This is a genomic window from Bacillus cereus group sp. MS39, from assembly GCF_040448665.1.
GTDB lineage: Bacteria > Bacillota > Bacilli > Bacillales > Bacillaceae_G > Bacillus_A > Bacillus_A wiedmannii.
Window position 1 is genome coordinate 1,419,662 of sequence record NZ_CP123058.1, and the last position, 13,757, is coordinate 1,433,418.

Here is a 13,757-nt window from a genome sequence, read left to right on the forward strand (position 1 = left end):
TGGAAACCGATGTTTGAAAAATTGTATGATGAGCATGAAAGTGTGAAGGTACGATTTTTGGGGTTTATGACACATGATACTCGTTATGATTTTGGTGTTATTTATACAAATATGTTTTTTGGAAAGCCGCTCATTGTTTGTATGCAAACAGGAAGGTCTACTTTACTTGGAAGAGATGATGTAGAGAATGTGCAACATATACAGGAAGTTTTTAAATTAGGGTCAGAAGAGGAAGCAGCAGAGTTAGCTCAGTTTTTTAAATTTTTAGTCCCATCTACTTCTTTGCATGCGGAATATGAAGAATAATTAATGTAAAACAGTCGTACGTATAAATATGGCTGTTTTTTTGTTTGAATATCGCATACTAATTTAAATTAAAAATATTTAATGTGTTATACTAAAAACCTATTGACGTAAAAAGTATAACATATTAAAATAAAGACAGAAAGTTAAGCGGTTACAAAAGTTTTTGGGATTATAAACTTAGGAGGAAATGAAAAATGGGAACGATCGTATGTCAAGATTGTGAAGGTACAATTGCACACTTCGAGGATGAGAAAGTAACGGTACTTTACGGGAAATGTGGATCTTGCGGATGTGATCACACAGAGCATACAAAAGCCCAATAATTGATAGGAAATGGACAGCTAAAAGTTTTTAGGACCATAAACTTAGGGGGAAATGAAAAATGGGAACAATCGTATGCCAAGTATGTGAAGGAACAATCGGACATTTTGAAGATGAAAAAACGACAGTGCTTTACGGAAAATGTGGTACAAATTGTGACTGTGCTAATAGAGACAAGGCGAAAGCTTAATTATAAATAAGTAGATTATTATTAAAACTCAGGGGGAAATGAAAAATGGGAACAATCGTATGCCAAGTATGTGAAGGAACAATCGGACATTTTGAAGATGAAAAATCAACAGTACTATACGGAAAATGTGGATCTCATTGCGAATGTGACCATAAAGAACATACAAAAGCTTAAATAAGAAGAAGCGCCTACATATATATGTAGGCGCTTTTTTAATAAATTGTAGTTGTATGGCCAACTGTTGCAACGATTGCATCATCTCTAATCGGAATAAATCCTATCGATGTCTGTGGAGTGCTAGGAGAGGCGTAGTGGCTCATGAGACGGCTATCAATACGGGTAATAGTATCGGTCAAGAAAGCTGAAATAAAAGCGTAAGGGACTCGTCGTTCATTTAATGAGTATATAATTTCCTCTTTTGTTTTTACACCTACGCCATGTCCGTAAAAAAAGAAATTTCCTAGATAGATTGTATTTTCTCCTTGCCACTCGATCGTAGCTGGATTCACTTGTGGATTTTTAAAATAAACGAGATCACCTGGAACAAGATCGCCACCCGTTTTTGTTATGAGCTTTAAATCTTGATCGTAGTCCCACGTATAAAGTAAAAGGTTTGCAAAGAGACGGTTGAAAGTTTCTTCCTCATATAATGATAGTAAAGCTTTGTAAAAAATAATGATCATAGCGGTGGCGCATTCAGTTCCATATAGTTTTCCGTTTTTGAAAATATCTTGTATGGCAATGGAAGGGGGTATGTTTGGTAGTAGCTCGAACCCTCCAAGTGGTGTTCTTTTCCAATACTGGGGGTTGCAAAAGGATTGTTGAAATGTGCGAAACTGAAATCCACTTTGAAAAAGTTCTAATGCAGAAGTAATAATATTCACTCGCAAATTTAGATCAAAGCTGAGTTCATCAGATGTTCGGAAGGAATAAATTTCTTGATTTCCTGCCATTATCGATAAAATTTGTTGTTTCTCAGCTGCAAATGGCTCATATTCATTTGTGATATAAGGATGTACAATAGAACGGCCTATTACAATCATAATAGTATCCCCACCTATACGTTACATTACTTAATATCGTATGGGAAAAGAGAAAAAGGGTGAAAGAAAAGCCTATCAACTGATAGGCTTGTACTCTTTAATCACACGTAATGTTTGTAATGTCATATCTTCAGGACCTTGTACAGGTAAACCTGCTTCTAAGTTTTTACGAATATACTCTAAGTTATCTTGTGTAATAATTTCCCCCGGAGTAAAGATTGGAATCCCTGGCGGATAAACCATAACGAAATCAGCTATAATACGACCTGCTGCATTTTCAAACGGAATGACTTCTGTTTCCGAATAAAAAGCATCTCGAGGAGAAAGTGCTAGCACTGGAATTTCTGGAATTTCTACTTGTATTTGAACACCTTTATCGGCTTTATTTCTAAATGTTGCTGCTAAATCTTGTAATGCTGCAATAAGTGTATTTGTCTCACTTTCTGTATCCCCAAAAGTGACAAGACATAGTATGTTGTATAAATCTGAGAGTTCTACTTCAATGTTATATTGCTCTCTAAGCCATACTTCAGCCTGATGGCCTGTAATACCTAAATCTTTTACAGATACAATTATCTTTGTAGGATCGTAGTTAAAAGTAGCATCCGTACCTAGCATTTCTTTCCCAGGACAGTAAAGATCCTCAATAGCATTAATAGCATCACGAACTTGTTCCGCTAATTGTATTGTTTGTTCTATGAGTGCTGTTCCTTCTGTAGCAAGACGTTTTCTAGCAACATCTAGGGATGCTAACAAGATGTAAGAAGTTGATGTCGTCGTAAGCATGCTAATAATAGATTGAACATGTTTAACGTTCACAAGGCCTTCCTTCACGTTAAGAATAGAACTTTGCGTTAAAGATCCTCCTAATTTGTGAACACTTGTTGCTGCCATATCTGCACCGGCTTGCATCGCTGACATCGGCAATTCATCGTGAAAATGAATATGAACTCCATGAGCCTCATCAACTAGTACAGGGATATCATAAGAATGCGCTAATTGGACGATCTGTTCTAAGTCCGCAGCAAAGCCAAAGTATGTTGGATTAATAACAAGTAAGCCTTTCGCATCTGAATGCTCTTCAAGTGCCTTTTTGACAGATTGAATTGTGATTCCGTGTGAAATACCAAGTGTTGGATCGATTTCAGGATGCATGAAAATCGGTTTTGCACCTGAGAAAATAATAGCTGACATTACTGATTTATGCACGTTTCGTGGCACTAGGATTTTGTCACCAGGACCGCACACGCTCATCACCATTGTCATTATTGCACCACTTGTACCTTGAATAGAAAAGAAAGTATGATCTGCACCAAATGCAGCGGCTGCTAAATCTTGTGCTTCTTTAATCATACCTTTCGGATGATGTAAATCATCGAGCGGCGCAATATTAATTAAATCAATTGCTAATGCATTATGCCCAATAAATTCGCGAAATGTAGGATCCATGCCCTGTCCTTTTTTGTGACCAGGAATATGGAATTGAATTGGATTTCGCTTACTGTGCTCAACTAAAGCGGTAAACAATGGTGTTTCGTATTGGGACAATCTATACACCCCTTCTTTTTCATAATATTTATTAGAGTTTGTTTTATATAATCTTGTTCTAAAAAAGTTAAGTGCTTTTTAGAATGAGACTTGTTTTTCTGCCAATCACAAAAGCATTTTTGAGATGGTAGGTTCACTTTATTTTCTATAAAACAAAAGCATTATATCACCAATAATTATAGATGTATAGAAAAAAATATTTTTACAGTGAGTATGTTAAATAGTTATTTCCAATTAACTTATAGAGGAAGACAATTCCATCACAATGAATAAATAGTGTATAATGCAAAGTGGCTATAGTGAAGAAGAAAAAATCCCTTTAAGATAGCATATCGAAATAAGAAGAAATGATAAATGAGGTGCGAAATGGAATATCAATATCCGTTAGATTATGATTGGTCAAATGAGGAAATGGTTGTAATTGTGAAGTTTTATGAAGCAATTGAGAAAGCATACGAAAAAGGAATTATAAGAGAAGAATTAATGGGATTATATCGTCGTTTTAAAGAGATTGTTCCATCTAAAGCAGAAGAGAAGAAAATTGATAAAGAGTTTCAAGAAGTAAGTGGATATTCTATATACCGTGCGATTCAAAGGGCGAAAGAAACGGAAGAACAAAAGCTCGTTAAAATGTAAAAATATTTTGAAAAATGAAAACTGAAGTGATATAATGTGATAACAACTAAAAACGGACAATATAAATTGTCCGTTTTCTACTATCGATTACAAAGTGCATATAAAGGAAGGAGTGATTGCATCGTAGATTCAATCTTAGCAAGGAATTGTTCGTTGGTCATTGCTGAAAACTCCTCTGGTGATATATGAATACCAACTAATAATTCTGCTTTTTTCACAGTAGCTAGACGTTCAATCATCTTTTGTAAGTCTTCTGTTTCAAGTGTTTTATGTAATTTTACACTTGGTTTAGTATGGTCAATGGACCAAACGAAGTCATTTGGAATATTTGTTTTTAAATCATTTAAATGTTCTAAGAAGGCGTGAGCCGTCTCCACTTTTTGTGGACACTCATAGATTAAACCAAAGTATATGAAGGCATGAGTACCCCATAATCCAATTTGGAAATGTGGTAGCATTTTATATCCGCGTTTATTTGTTGAAAAAGCAACCCAAGTATCGTTTGGTGGATTGACTTTGCGACGTGCATGTTTTGCTACATGATAAAAAAAGTTCTCATCAGTTTGTTTGGATAAATACGTTGCAAACTGTTCCCCTAAAGCTTCCAGCTTAGGATGAATGTTCGTTTTAATTGCACTCATTCGTTCTTCGAGACCATCAACTGTAAAGACCTCAAAATCAGTTGACTTGAATGTTTGTAGTGTCATGATTGTTCCTCCAACTCCTATTTTGCTTTTATTTTAGCATAGCTTGTACTATTCATAAAAAAAACAGCACAAAAAAAATTTAAATAAAAAAATATAATTTTGTTGCATAGATGATTTATCCAACATAGTATAGTATAAAACAAAAAATCAGAAAATTGAATCAATTCTAGTCCGAGGGCAGACGAATATTGGGAGGAGGCAAATAATATGAGACAGGTGATTAATGCGTTAAAGAGAACAGATGCTGAAAAGAGAATACCGGTGCTACGTTTGGAGCTAGATTATGAATTAGCAACTTTATATGATGCGATGATGGAAAATGATAAACTGAAAAAAGAAGAGTGTGTACAAAAGTTAGAAGTGTTAAGACTTGAAATGATTCGTTTAGAAGCGTAATAATAGTATATGTATAAAAAATTAGTTGGTGCGAACCTTATAAAGGGTTCGTTTTTTCTGTGAACAGTATAGATCGGAGTGTTTAAACATGCAAGAAGTATGGAAAGACATCGATGCACACGCCAAACAGTGGATTCGAGATGCAGGAGAGTTTTTAATGGCATCAATGGAAAAAGCACTTATTATAGAAACGAAATCCAATGCAGCTGATTTAGTAACAAATATGGACCGAGAAATAGAACAGTTTTTAATTGGGAAAATTAAAGAAACATTCCCGAACCATAATATTTTAGGAGAAGAAGGTTATGGAGATGAGGTAACTTCTTCTGAAGGGGTTGTTTGGTTAATTGATCCAATTGATGGCACGATGAACTTTGTTCATCAAAAAAGAAATTTCGCAATTTCAATTGGAATTTATGAGAACGGTATCGGAAAGGTTGGACTCATTTATGATCCAGTTCATGATGAATTATACCATGCGGTAAAGGGAGCTGGAGCATTTTGTAATGAAGTACCAATACCTTTATTGGAAAAAGGAACTGTAGAGCAAGGTATTGTAGCTGTAAATGCGATATGGCTTACCGACAATCCAATGCTTAATAAGGAAAGTATGATGGCACTGGTTAAGAAAGCAAGAGGCACGAGATCATATGGCTGTGCAGCGTTAGAGATGGTATACGTTGCAACAGGAAGAATAGATGCATATGTAACGCCGAGATTATCACCATGGGATTTTGGTGGGGGACAGATAATTGTAGAGGAAGTTGGAGGCAAGGTGACAACTTTTTCTGGATCCCCGCTTTCTATCGTAGAGAAGAGCAGCGTATTAGTTGCAAAACCAGGAGTGTATGAAGAGTTGTTACGATTTATAGCGGAGTAACAAAAAAAGTAAGAGGCTGTATAAGCGCTTCTTACTTTTTGACGTTATTTCGATTTACGCATTTTTCTTTTTGTTACAAAACCGTATCCAACTGTAACAAATGTGCCGATAATGCAAATAATAATACCGATGGGACTATTTTCAGCAACCATAATGCCGATACCAATTAAGAAAATAACACCGATAATTGCAGTTAATAAAAAGCGATATTGAATGTGTTCCATTTCTTCACCCTCCAATCTCATTTTACTTTCACAAAAGTAAGAATACAACTATATTTTCATTCTTGATTTTATTTTGATTGCCATTGTATCCCCTTCGCTCTTATAATAGAGAAGGATTAAAAAGACATTAGGAGTTGGACATGTTGAAAAAACGACAAGATTTACGAAATATAGCAATTATTGCCCACGTTGACCATGGTAAAACAACACTTGTTGACCAGTTATTACGTCAAGCGGGGACGTTCCGTGCGAATGAACATATTGAAGAACGCGCAATGGACTCAAACGATCTAGAAAGAGAACGTGGTATTACAATTTTAGCGAAGAATACTGCGATTCACTATGAAGATAAAAGAATTAACATTTTAGATACACCTGGTCACGCTGACTTCGGTGGAGAAGTAGAGCGTATCATGAAAATGGTTGATGGTGTTCTACTTGTTGTTGATGCATATGAAGGTTGTATGCCACAAACACGATTTGTTTTAAAGAAAGCTCTTGAGCAAAACTTAACTCCAATCGTTGTTGTAAACAAAATTGACCGTGACTTCGCTCGCCCTGATGAAGTAGTTGATGAAGTAGTTGACTTATTCATCGAACTTGGTGCAAACGAAGATCAATTAGAGTTCCCAGTTGTATTTGCATCAGCAATGAACGGAACAGCAAGCTTAGATTCAAATCCAGCAAATCAAGAAGAGAATATGAAATCATTGTTTGACACAATTATTGAACATATTCCAGCACCAGTTGATAACAGCGAAGAGCCACTTCAATTCCAAGTAGCACTTCTTGATTACAATGACTATGTTGGTCGTATCGGAGTTGGACGCGTATTCCGTGGTACAATGAAAGTAGGACAACAAGTTGCATTAATGAAAGTTGATGGAACTGTAAAACAATTCCGTGTAACGAAATTATTTGGTTACATTGGATTAAAACGTCAAGAAATTGAAGAAGCAAAAGCTGGAGATTTAGTAGCTGTTTCAGGTATGGAAGACATTAACGTAGGTGAAACGGTATGTCCGGTTGAGCATGAAGAGGCTTTACCATTATTACGTATTGATGAGCCAACACTACAAATGACATTCCTTGTAAATAACAGCCCATTTGCAGGTCGTGAAGGTAAATTCATTACATCTCGTAAAATTGAAGAGCGTCTTCGTTCACAATTAGAAACAGATGTAAGTTTACGTGTAGATAATACAGATTCTCCTGATGCGTGGATCGTATCTGGACGCGGGGAATTACATTTATCTATCCTAATTGAAAACATGCGTCGTGAAGGTTATGAACTACAAGTATCTAAGCCTGAAGTAATTATTAAAGAAGTTGATGGCGTAAGATGTGAGCCTGTAGAGCGCGTGCAAATCGATGTACCTGAAGAATACACTGGTTCTATTATGGAATCTATGGGTGCACGTAAAGGTGAAATGTTAGATATGGTGAATAACGGAAACGGTCAAGTTCGCCTTACTTTCATGGTTCCAGCACGTGGTTTAATTGGTTACACAACAGAATTCTTAACATTAACTCGTGGTTACGGTATTTTAAACCATACATTCGATTGCTACCAACCAGTACACGCTGGACAAGTTGGTGGACGTCGCCAAGGTGTTCTAGTTTCACTTGAAACAGGAAAAGCATCACAATACGGTATTATGCAAGTTGAAGACCGTGGTGTAATCTTCGTTGAACCAGGTACAGAAGTATATGCTGGTATGATTGTTGGAGAACACACTCGTGAGAATGACTTAACAGTTAACGTTGTAAAAATGAAACAACAAACTAATATTCGTTCTGCGACGAAAGATCAAACTTCAACAATGAAAAAACCACGCTTAATGACTTTAGAAGAGTCATTAGAGTATTTAAACGATGACGAGTTCTGTGAAGTAACTCCAGAATCAATTCGTCTACGTAAAAAGATTCTTGATAAGAGCGAGCGCGAAAGAGCTGCTAAGAAAAAGAAATCTGTAGAAGCGTAAAATAATAGAACAGCTACCTTTGAGGGGTAGCTGTTTTTTTATTGTATTTATTTTTGGAATATTTACTCTTTTTTGTGGACAGTATTTTTTTTGCGGGTTACTCTTGTATTAAGTACATAAATAAAATTTGTTTCTTGTGAGAAAGGGGGATGAATGATGTTAGAAAGAATGTCGTTTTTTGCGAAATTATGTAAAGTTGATGAAAATCCAGAACTAGGGATGTGGTTGCTATATGGCATCATTATTATATTAAGTGCACTTGTGTATAATTTAGGTTTTGCAAGAAAACTATCAATAATAAAAAATATAGTGATATATATATCGTTAGCGATTGGGTGTACAGTTTTAACTTTCTTTGCAGTTTTTTTACCTGTTGGAGAGGGCCTTGTTGTAGCGGCAATTGTACTTGGGATTTATAGGTTGCGTTTACGTCAAGCGAGACAACAAAAAGCAGGATGAGGGGGGGAGTTTTATGCGTTCAGTACAAGATGCATTATATAATTGGTTAACAATTAAAACAGTTGCCGAAGCACGTCCAGATGATCGTGCTGCAAAAGAAACGTATTTGTTATTTCAAAATATGATATATGAGGAACATAAATTAAAGAATGTGGAAGTTAAAAAGAATGAAGAAATGTATTTGATTACATATGAAATGAATGGAGAAAGAAAATCTGCGAGGTTTCCGTTAGAAGCTATTGATTGCTTTTTGGATCAAATGAATCGTGAACCTGAAAAATATAAATAAGTCCTTATCTATATGATTAAGGACTTATTTACATTTTACCAATCGTCTTCGACTTTTTTATCACGATATAATCGGAAATTACCACTTGCATGACGTTCCATCGTACGTTCTGCAATTCGTTCCGAACATTCCATGCACATATATGTATGAATAGGGCGGTTACGTAGTTTTTTTGCCATAGGATTTTCATCATCTAACATATCTTTTTTATCACAAATCATACATTTGACTCTCATTTCGTCACCTCAATACGAATTCTATCAGTATAAGTATATCATGGAAGTGTAATATTTTTGAATAATAGCGGGAAAAAATAATATTTTCGCAATTCGAAAAATAAGTTATGATAAGGATATACTAATTATATTTGGAGGTGGAAATATGGCGAATGTAGTAGATCCTACATTAACAGATGATTTAGTACAAACGTTACGTAAAGAATGTATTGTTATGGTAGCAACAACAGACTTCGAAAAACAAGTTCCTAACGTAAGTGCTATTTCTTGGGTGTATGCAGTGAGTAAAACTAGTATTCGATTTGCAGTAGATCAACGTTCACGTATTGTGGAAAATATACGGCATAGTACTGGGCTAGTATTGACTATAATGGCGAATGAATCCGTATTTTCCATAAGTGGTGCAGGTGAAATTTTGACTGATAGAATGGAAGGCATTCCTCTAAAATTAACTGTAATAGAAGTAAATGTACAAGAAGTACGTGATGTTATGTTTTATGGAGCGAAGCTTGCAACTGAGCCAACCTATGAAAAAACATATGATATTCGCGCAGCGAAAAAGCTGGATAACCAAGTGTTAGTAGGAATAAAAGAATTATAAATGTGATAAATAAGAAAATAAGTTATTAACTTTTGTAATCAGTTATTGTGATTTTATGTTAATAATTATAATTAAAAGTAATATATTGAATAGAAATGAATAAAAAATAAATAAAAGGTTTCATGGCTATGAATTTCGATTCTACCTCGTTTATACGGTACATATAATTATAACAATGGTTCGTCCATATTTTATGGATGAAACCCTTGTTCTACAAATTTAAAAGTGGAGTCAGGGGGTAACAGGTTGGATAAAATTTATGTGTTAGATACGAATGTACTTTTGCAGGATCCTTTATCTATTTTTTCATTTGAAACAAATGAAGTAGTGATTCCAGCAGTTGTATTAGAAGAGGTTGATTCGAAAAAACGTTATATGGATGAAGTAGGACGAAACGCTCGTTATGTATCTAAGCTAATAGACAAATTTCGTGAAATAGGAAAGCTGCATGAAAGTATTCCGTTAGAAAACGGCGGTACATTTCGTATTGAATTAAATCATCGTTCATTTGTTCAACTACAAGATATTTTTGTAGAAAAAACGAATGATAATCGAATTTTAGCTGTAGCAAAAAATCTATCTTTAGAAGAACAAGAAAAAGAGGACGGGAAGTCTGTTATTTTAGTAAGTAAAGACGTGCTCGTAAGGGTAAAAGCTGATGCAATTGGTTTGAAGGCGGAAGATTATTTAAGTGATCGTGTAATTGAAGTAGATAATATATATTCAGGATTTTTAGAAGGGTATATATCAAAAGAGCAATTAGATTATTTTTATGAAAAAGGTGAATTGCCTTTATCCGAAATTGCAAATCACCCTTTTTATCCAAATCAGTTTGTAGTAATGAAAGATGCATTAGGGGGATCTAGTTCAGCACTTGGCATTGTGGATCATTTAGGTAAGAAGGTAAAGAAACTTATTTTTCACAATGAACAAGTATGGGGGATACGACCACGAAATGTGCAACAAATTATGGGATTAGAATTGTTGCTTCGTGAAGATATTCCGCTAGTAACGTTAACGGGGAAAGCTGGTACAGGAAAAACATTACTCGCGTTGGCTTCAGGACTCATGCAAACGGAAGATTTAGGACTATATAAAAAACTACTCGTTGCAAGGCCAATTGTTCCGGTCGGAAAAGATATCGGTTATTTACCAGGAGAAAAAGAAGAAAAGTTAAGACCATGGATGCAACCGATTTTTGATAATCTAGAGTATTTATTTAATACGAAAAAGCCAGGAGAGTTAGATGCTATTTTAGCTGGAATGGGTTCGATTGAAGTAGAGGCCCTTACCTATATACGTGGGAGAAGTATTCCAGATCAGTTCATTATAATTGATGAAGCACAAAATTTAACGAAGCATGAAGTGAAAACGATATTAACAAGGGTAGGAGAAAAAAGTAAAATTGTATTAATGGGAGATCCTCAGCAAATTGATCACCCGTATTTGGATGAATATAATAATGGTTTAACATATGTTGTAGAGAAGTTTAAAGAGCAACGTATTAGTGGTCATGTAAAGTTTGTTAAAGGGGAGCGGTCTAATTTAGCTCAACTTGCAGCAGATTTATTATAAAAGGAGTGAGCTGAGGCTCACTCCTTTTTCTTCCAAGTATACACTTTAAATAATTGTAAATTTACGGATGTTACGGATTGGATTTTGTCTATTAGATCCATCATTGTAATATAGATGAACAGGTCCATCCTCTTTTAATGGCTTTCCTTCTTTTGAAAAACCAAGAATAGCATTTGCTACAGTTTCTAATGGAAGTATTATTGTTTGATCTACTGTTTCAATTTCGACTTGCGTAGCGTCCTCTGAAGTTTCGGCGTTAGCAAGAAATGGATGAAATGGTATACCGAACGTTCCGGTAATTAGTTGTTCTTTTTTATATTTCTTTACACTTTGTTGTATCGGTGGAAACGCAGCACCATCACGGATTTCGCGATCCCAATGCTCTGAAGTGTTTTTTAAATAAGCTTCTAGTTCTGAAGTGTTTTCTCTTGTTTCATCAAAGTAAGTTGTCAAATCTACTTTTCGATCATCAAAGATCCAAACAGTTGGATCGATAGTGATTGGAAAACGAACTTTTCCATTAATAAATAAAATTTCGCTCATTGTTGTTCCCCCATTTGTGTTATACTCCCACTTTTCAGTATAATAGCATTAGACACGGTTGTCACAAAAAATGTTTCTATTGCAATTTACTAAAACTATCGCTAATATTAATAGATAGGAGAGAGTAGGACGGAAACGGAGGGAATCAATTTGGCGTCTGAGACAGTATCAAATCATCAGGAAAAGGCACTAGCCCTTCTACAAGCGGATGCGGAGAAGATTTTAAGACTTATTAAGGTGCAAATGGACAATCTTACAATGCCGCAATGTCCATTATATGAAGAAGTGTTAGACACACAAATGTTTGGACTATCCCGCGAGGTCGATTTTGCAGTTCGCCTTGGTCTTATTGCAGAAGAACAAGGGAAAGCAATGTTAGGAGAGCTTGAACGTGAGTTATCTGCACTTCATGAAGCATTTACGAACAAACAACAATAACGGGTTCAAATAGGGGGGCTCAAACTGAAATAGTTTGGGCTTTTTATTTGTATAATAAAGCAGGAAGAATCAATGTACATATGGAATACAACAATAATTAAATTGAAACAGAAAGAGGAAATGAAATGAAAAGAGTATGGAAATCAATGGATTATTCATTATTACTTCCTCTTGTTATCTTATGTGTGTTGGGAGTTATAATGGTATATAGTTCTAGTTCCATTGTCGCGATTTCGTCGAAATATAACTGGCCAGCAGATCACTTTTTTAAAAAACAATTAGTTGCTCTTGCTATTGGAACAGTAATACTAGTGATTGTCGCTGTAATTCCTTACAAATTTTGGAGGAAAAAAATAGTTCTTACAGCGATGGGGTTAGGGAGTCTGGGCTTACTAGCAGCAGCTTTTCTTTTCGGTAAGGTAATCAATGGTGCAAAAGGATGGATACTAGGTATACAACCAGCTGAGTTTGTAAAAATAGCAGTTATTATTACGCTAGCAAGTTTTTTTGCTAAGAAACAAGAGAGGCAAACCCCTTTTTTTCAAGGGATAATACCTCCTATATTTGTTGTCGGTGGATCGATGGTATTAATTTTATTACAAAATGACTTAGGGACCGACATATTAATAGGTGGAACAGTGTTAATTATGTTCTTCTGTTCAGGAGTTAATGTTAACTTGTGGATTAAAAGATTTTTATTAACATCTGTCGTGTGGATTCCGGCGTTGTATTTTATTGGAAACTATAAATTAAGTCTATACCAAAAAGCTCGATTTTCAGTTTTTCTTGATCCATTTAGTGATCCGCAAAATGATGGATTTCAACTAATAAATTCATTTATTGGAATTGCCTCAGGTGGATTAGGTGGTAGAGGATTAGGGAATAGTATACAAAAGTATGGCTACTTACCAGAGCCGCAAACGGATTTTATTATGGCAATTATATCTGAAGAACTAGGTTTTATAGGTGTAGCTATCATTTTAATCTGTTTACTACTTATTATCATTCGTTCGTTTAGAGTAGCACAAAAGTGTAAAGATCCATTTGGAAGTTTAATTGCAATCGGAATTGCAAGTTTAATTGGGATACAAACTTTTGTTAATGTTGGTGGTATGTCTGGATTAATACCACTTACAGGAGTACCTTTACCGTTTATTAGTTATGGTGGTAGTTCTTTATTGGCTAATCTAATCTCGATGGGTATATTATTAAATATTGCTAGTCATGTAAAACGACAAGAGAAACAACAAAATGAGATAATGAAAGAAAGAGAGCAAGATGGACCGCGTCTTGTTGTAGTAAAATAAAAAACACATTGTGCTTTAGAGCGTGATGTGTTTTTTTATGTTCAAGAAACATTGAATAGGATACATTAATTGA

20 protein-coding genes are annotated in these 13,757 nt (G+C 35.1%); 14 read left to right on the forward strand and 6 right to left on the reverse strand.

Features of this window, described 5'->3' with window-relative positions:
- The first annotated feature begins 9 nt into the window (after positions 1 to 9).
- From QEP67_RS07550 to QEP67_RS07565, 4 genes are all read left to right on the forward strand, one after another.
- On the forward strand, positions 10 to 306 hold the full coding sequence (locus tag QEP67_RS07550) for a DUF3055 domain-containing protein (protein WP_033656384.1): 297 nt from the start codon (positions 10 to 12) through the stop codon (positions 304 to 306).
- A 194-nt stretch (positions 307 to 500) separates the two neighbouring features.
- Positions 501 to 629, forward strand: coding sequence for a GapA-binding peptide SR1P (locus tag QEP67_RS07555; RefSeq protein WP_000536778.1), 129 nt, complete (start codon positions 501 to 503; stop codon positions 627 to 629).
- Between the two features lie 59 nt (positions 630 to 688).
- Positions 689 to 817: a GapA-binding peptide SR1P gene (locus QEP67_RS07560; protein ID WP_000536801.1), complete on the forward strand. Its 129-nt coding sequence runs from the start codon at positions 689 to 691 to the stop codon at positions 815 to 817.
- Between the two features lie 45 nt (positions 818 to 862).
- A complete protein-coding gene (locus QEP67_RS07565) occupies positions 863 to 991 on the forward strand; it encodes a GapA-binding peptide SR1P (RefSeq protein ID WP_000536796.1) in 129 nt (42 codons plus the stop codon).
- Positions 992 to 1,029: 38 nt separating this feature from the next.
- On the opposite strand, the gene QEP67_RS07570 is transcribed toward QEP67_RS07565, so the two are convergent.
- Together QEP67_RS07570 and speA are read right to left on the reverse strand one after the other, a co-directional pair.
- Positions 1,030 to 1,860 (reverse strand): protein-glutamine gamma-glutamyltransferase, encoded by an 831-nt coding sequence (locus QEP67_RS07570; RefSeq protein ID WP_000635322.1) that lies wholly within the window; start codon positions 1,858 to 1,860, stop codon positions 1,030 to 1,032.
- A gap of 75 nt (positions 1,861 to 1,935) precedes the next feature.
- A complete protein-coding gene (speA, locus tag QEP67_RS07575) occupies positions 1,936 to 3,408 on the reverse strand; it encodes an arginine decarboxylase (protein WP_000084906.1) in 1,473 nt (490 codons plus the stop codon).
- Positions 3,409 to 3,774: 366 nt separating this feature from the next.
- Here speA and QEP67_RS07580 point away from each other — a divergent pair, with 366 nt between their 5' ends.
- Positions 3,775 to 4,044 carry a UPF0223 family protein gene (locus QEP67_RS07580; protein WP_000456565.1) on the forward strand — a complete coding sequence of 90 codons (270 nt, stop codon included), beginning with the start codon at positions 3,775 to 3,777 and terminating at the stop codon, positions 4,042 to 4,044.
- An 80-nt stretch (positions 4,045 to 4,124) separates the two neighbouring features.
- On the opposite strand, the gene QEP67_RS07585 is transcribed toward QEP67_RS07580, so the two are convergent.
- On the reverse strand, positions 4,125 to 4,751 hold the full coding sequence (locus tag QEP67_RS07585) for a DUF1054 domain-containing protein (protein ID WP_000175087.1): 627 nt from the start codon (positions 4,749 to 4,751) through the stop codon (positions 4,125 to 4,127).
- A gap of 207 nt (positions 4,752 to 4,958) precedes the next feature.
- On the opposite strand from QEP67_RS07585, the gene QEP67_RS07590 reads away from it, so the two are divergent.
- Positions 4,959 to 5,147, forward strand: coding sequence for a hypothetical protein (locus tag QEP67_RS07590; protein WP_001250166.1), 189 nt, complete (start codon positions 4,959 to 4,961; stop codon positions 5,145 to 5,147).
- An 88-nt stretch (positions 5,148 to 5,235) separates the two neighbouring features.
- Positions 5,236 to 6,027, forward strand: coding sequence for an inositol monophosphatase family protein (locus tag QEP67_RS07595; RefSeq protein WP_048565660.1), 792 nt, complete (start codon positions 5,236 to 5,238; stop codon positions 6,025 to 6,027).
- Between the two features lie 44 nt (positions 6,028 to 6,071).
- Here the strand turns inward: QEP67_RS07595 and QEP67_RS07600 are convergent, their stop codons facing one another.
- Entirely contained in the window at positions 6,072 to 6,251 is a 180-nt protein-coding gene (locus QEP67_RS07600; protein ID WP_000400128.1) for a DUF5325 family protein, read from the reverse strand.
- A gap of 140 nt (positions 6,252 to 6,391) precedes the next feature.
- Here QEP67_RS07600 and typA point away from each other — a divergent pair, with 140 nt between their 5' ends.
- The 3 genes from typA (at position 6,392) to QEP67_RS07615 (ending at position 8,984) form a co-directional block, all read left to right on the forward strand.
- The gene (gene typA, locus QEP67_RS07605) at positions 6,392 to 8,236 is read left to right on the forward strand and encodes a translational GTPase TypA (protein WP_000914755.1); all 1,845 of its coding nucleotides are present in this window, start codon (positions 6,392 to 6,394) and stop codon (positions 8,234 to 8,236) included.
- Positions 8,237 to 8,392: 156 nt separating this feature from the next.
- A complete protein-coding gene (locus QEP67_RS07610; protein ID WP_000893656.1) occupies positions 8,393 to 8,695 on the forward strand; it encodes a YlaH-like family protein in 303 nt (100 codons plus the stop codon).
- Between the two features lie 13 nt (positions 8,696 to 8,708).
- Positions 8,709 to 8,984 carry a hypothetical protein gene (locus tag QEP67_RS07615; protein WP_001258133.1) on the forward strand — a complete coding sequence of 92 codons (276 nt, stop codon included), beginning with the start codon at positions 8,709 to 8,711 and terminating at the stop codon, positions 8,982 to 8,984.
- Positions 8,985 to 9,019: 35 nt separating this feature from the next.
- On the opposite strand, the gene QEP67_RS07620 is transcribed toward QEP67_RS07615, so the two are convergent.
- Positions 9,020 to 9,220: a YlaI family protein gene (locus QEP67_RS07620; protein ID WP_001995040.1), complete on the reverse strand. Its 201-nt coding sequence runs from the start codon at positions 9,218 to 9,220 to the stop codon at positions 9,020 to 9,022.
- A gap of 145 nt (positions 9,221 to 9,365) precedes the next feature.
- Between QEP67_RS07620 and QEP67_RS07625 the strand changes: the two genes are divergently transcribed.
- Together QEP67_RS07625 and QEP67_RS07630 are read left to right on the forward strand one after the other, a co-directional pair.
- Positions 9,366 to 9,821 carry a pyridoxamine 5'-phosphate oxidase family protein gene (locus QEP67_RS07625; RefSeq protein WP_000024571.1) on the forward strand — a complete coding sequence of 152 codons (456 nt, stop codon included), beginning with the start codon at positions 9,366 to 9,368 and terminating at the stop codon, positions 9,819 to 9,821.
- 246 nt (positions 9,822 to 10,067) lie between these two features.
- Positions 10,068 to 11,396, forward strand: coding sequence for a PhoH family protein (locus tag QEP67_RS07630; RefSeq protein ID WP_000358079.1), 1,329 nt, complete (start codon positions 10,068 to 10,070; stop codon positions 11,394 to 11,396).
- Positions 11,397 to 11,441: 45 nt separating this feature from the next.
- Here the strand turns inward: QEP67_RS07630 and QEP67_RS07635 are convergent, their stop codons facing one another.
- Positions 11,442 to 11,939, reverse strand: coding sequence for a hypothetical protein (locus QEP67_RS07635; protein ID WP_001289802.1), 498 nt, complete (start codon positions 11,937 to 11,939; stop codon positions 11,442 to 11,444).
- Positions 11,940 to 12,089: 150 nt separating this feature from the next.
- Between QEP67_RS07635 and QEP67_RS07640 the strand changes: the two genes are divergently transcribed.
- Both QEP67_RS07640 and QEP67_RS07645 read left to right on the forward strand, forming a co-directional pair.
- On the forward strand, positions 12,090 to 12,377 hold the full coding sequence (locus QEP67_RS07640; RefSeq protein ID WP_000135698.1) for a YlaN family protein: 288 nt from the start codon (positions 12,090 to 12,092) through the stop codon (positions 12,375 to 12,377).
- Positions 12,378 to 12,502: 125 nt separating this feature from the next.
- Entirely contained in the window at positions 12,503 to 13,684 is a 1,182-nt protein-coding gene (locus QEP67_RS07645; protein ID WP_000832770.1) for an FtsW/RodA/SpoVE family cell cycle protein, read from the forward strand.
- The last annotated feature ends 73 nt before the right edge of the window (positions 13,685 to 13,757 follow it).

Excerpts from the sequence above, each read along its gene's own strand:
- QEP67_RS07580 (WP_000456565.1), top strand. The coding sequence starts at position 3,775 with ATGGAATATCAATATCCGTTAGATTATGATTGGTCAAATGAGGAAATG.
- QEP67_RS07615 (WP_001258133.1), top strand. The coding sequence starts at position 8,709 with ATGCGTTCAGTACAAGATGCATTATATAATTGGTTAACAATTAAAACA.
- QEP67_RS07590 (WP_001250166.1), top strand. The coding sequence starts at position 4,959 with ATGAGACAGGTGATTAATGCGTTAAAGAGAACAGATGCTGAAAAGAGA.
- QEP67_RS07585 (WP_000175087.1), bottom strand. The coding sequence starts at position 4,751 with ATGACACTACAAACATTCAAGTCAACTGATTTTGAGGTCTTTACAGTT.
- QEP67_RS07625 (WP_000024571.1), top strand. The coding sequence starts at position 9,366 with ATGGCGAATGTAGTAGATCCTACATTAACAGATGATTTAGTACAAACG.
- QEP67_RS07610 (WP_000893656.1), top strand. The coding sequence starts at position 8,393 with ATGTTAGAAAGAATGTCGTTTTTTGCGAAATTATGTAAAGTTGATGAA.
- QEP67_RS07550 (WP_033656384.1), top strand. The coding sequence starts at position 10 with ATGTTTGAAAAATTGTATGATGAGCATGAAAGTGTGAAGGTACGATTT.
- QEP67_RS07570 (WP_000635322.1), bottom strand. The coding sequence starts at position 1,860 with ATGATTGTAATAGGCCGTTCTATTGTACATCCTTATATCACAAATGAA.
- QEP67_RS07565 (WP_000536796.1), top strand. The coding sequence starts at position 863 with ATGGGAACAATCGTATGCCAAGTATGTGAAGGAACAATCGGACATTTT.
- typA (WP_000914755.1), top strand. The coding sequence starts at position 6,392 with ATGTTGAAAAAACGACAAGATTTACGAAATATAGCAATTATTGCCCAC.
- QEP67_RS07645 (WP_000832770.1), top strand. The coding sequence starts at position 12,503 with ATGAAAAGAGTATGGAAATCAATGGATTATTCATTATTACTTCCTCTT.
- QEP67_RS07595 (WP_048565660.1), top strand. The coding sequence starts at position 5,236 with ATGCAAGAAGTATGGAAAGACATCGATGCACACGCCAAACAGTGGATT.
- QEP67_RS07560 (WP_000536801.1), top strand. The coding sequence starts at position 689 with ATGGGAACAATCGTATGCCAAGTATGTGAAGGAACAATCGGACATTTT.
- QEP67_RS07620 (WP_001995040.1), bottom strand. The coding sequence starts at position 9,220 with ATGAGAGTCAAATGTATGATTTGTGATAAAAAAGATATGTTAGATGAT.
- QEP67_RS07635 (WP_001289802.1), bottom strand. The coding sequence starts at position 11,939 with ATGAGCGAAATTTTATTTATTAATGGAAAAGTTCGTTTTCCAATCACT.
- QEP67_RS07555 (WP_000536778.1), top strand. The coding sequence starts at position 501 with ATGGGAACGATCGTATGTCAAGATTGTGAAGGTACAATTGCACACTTC.
- QEP67_RS07600 (WP_000400128.1), bottom strand. The coding sequence starts at position 6,251 with ATGGAACACATTCAATATCGCTTTTTATTAACTGCAATTATCGGTGTT.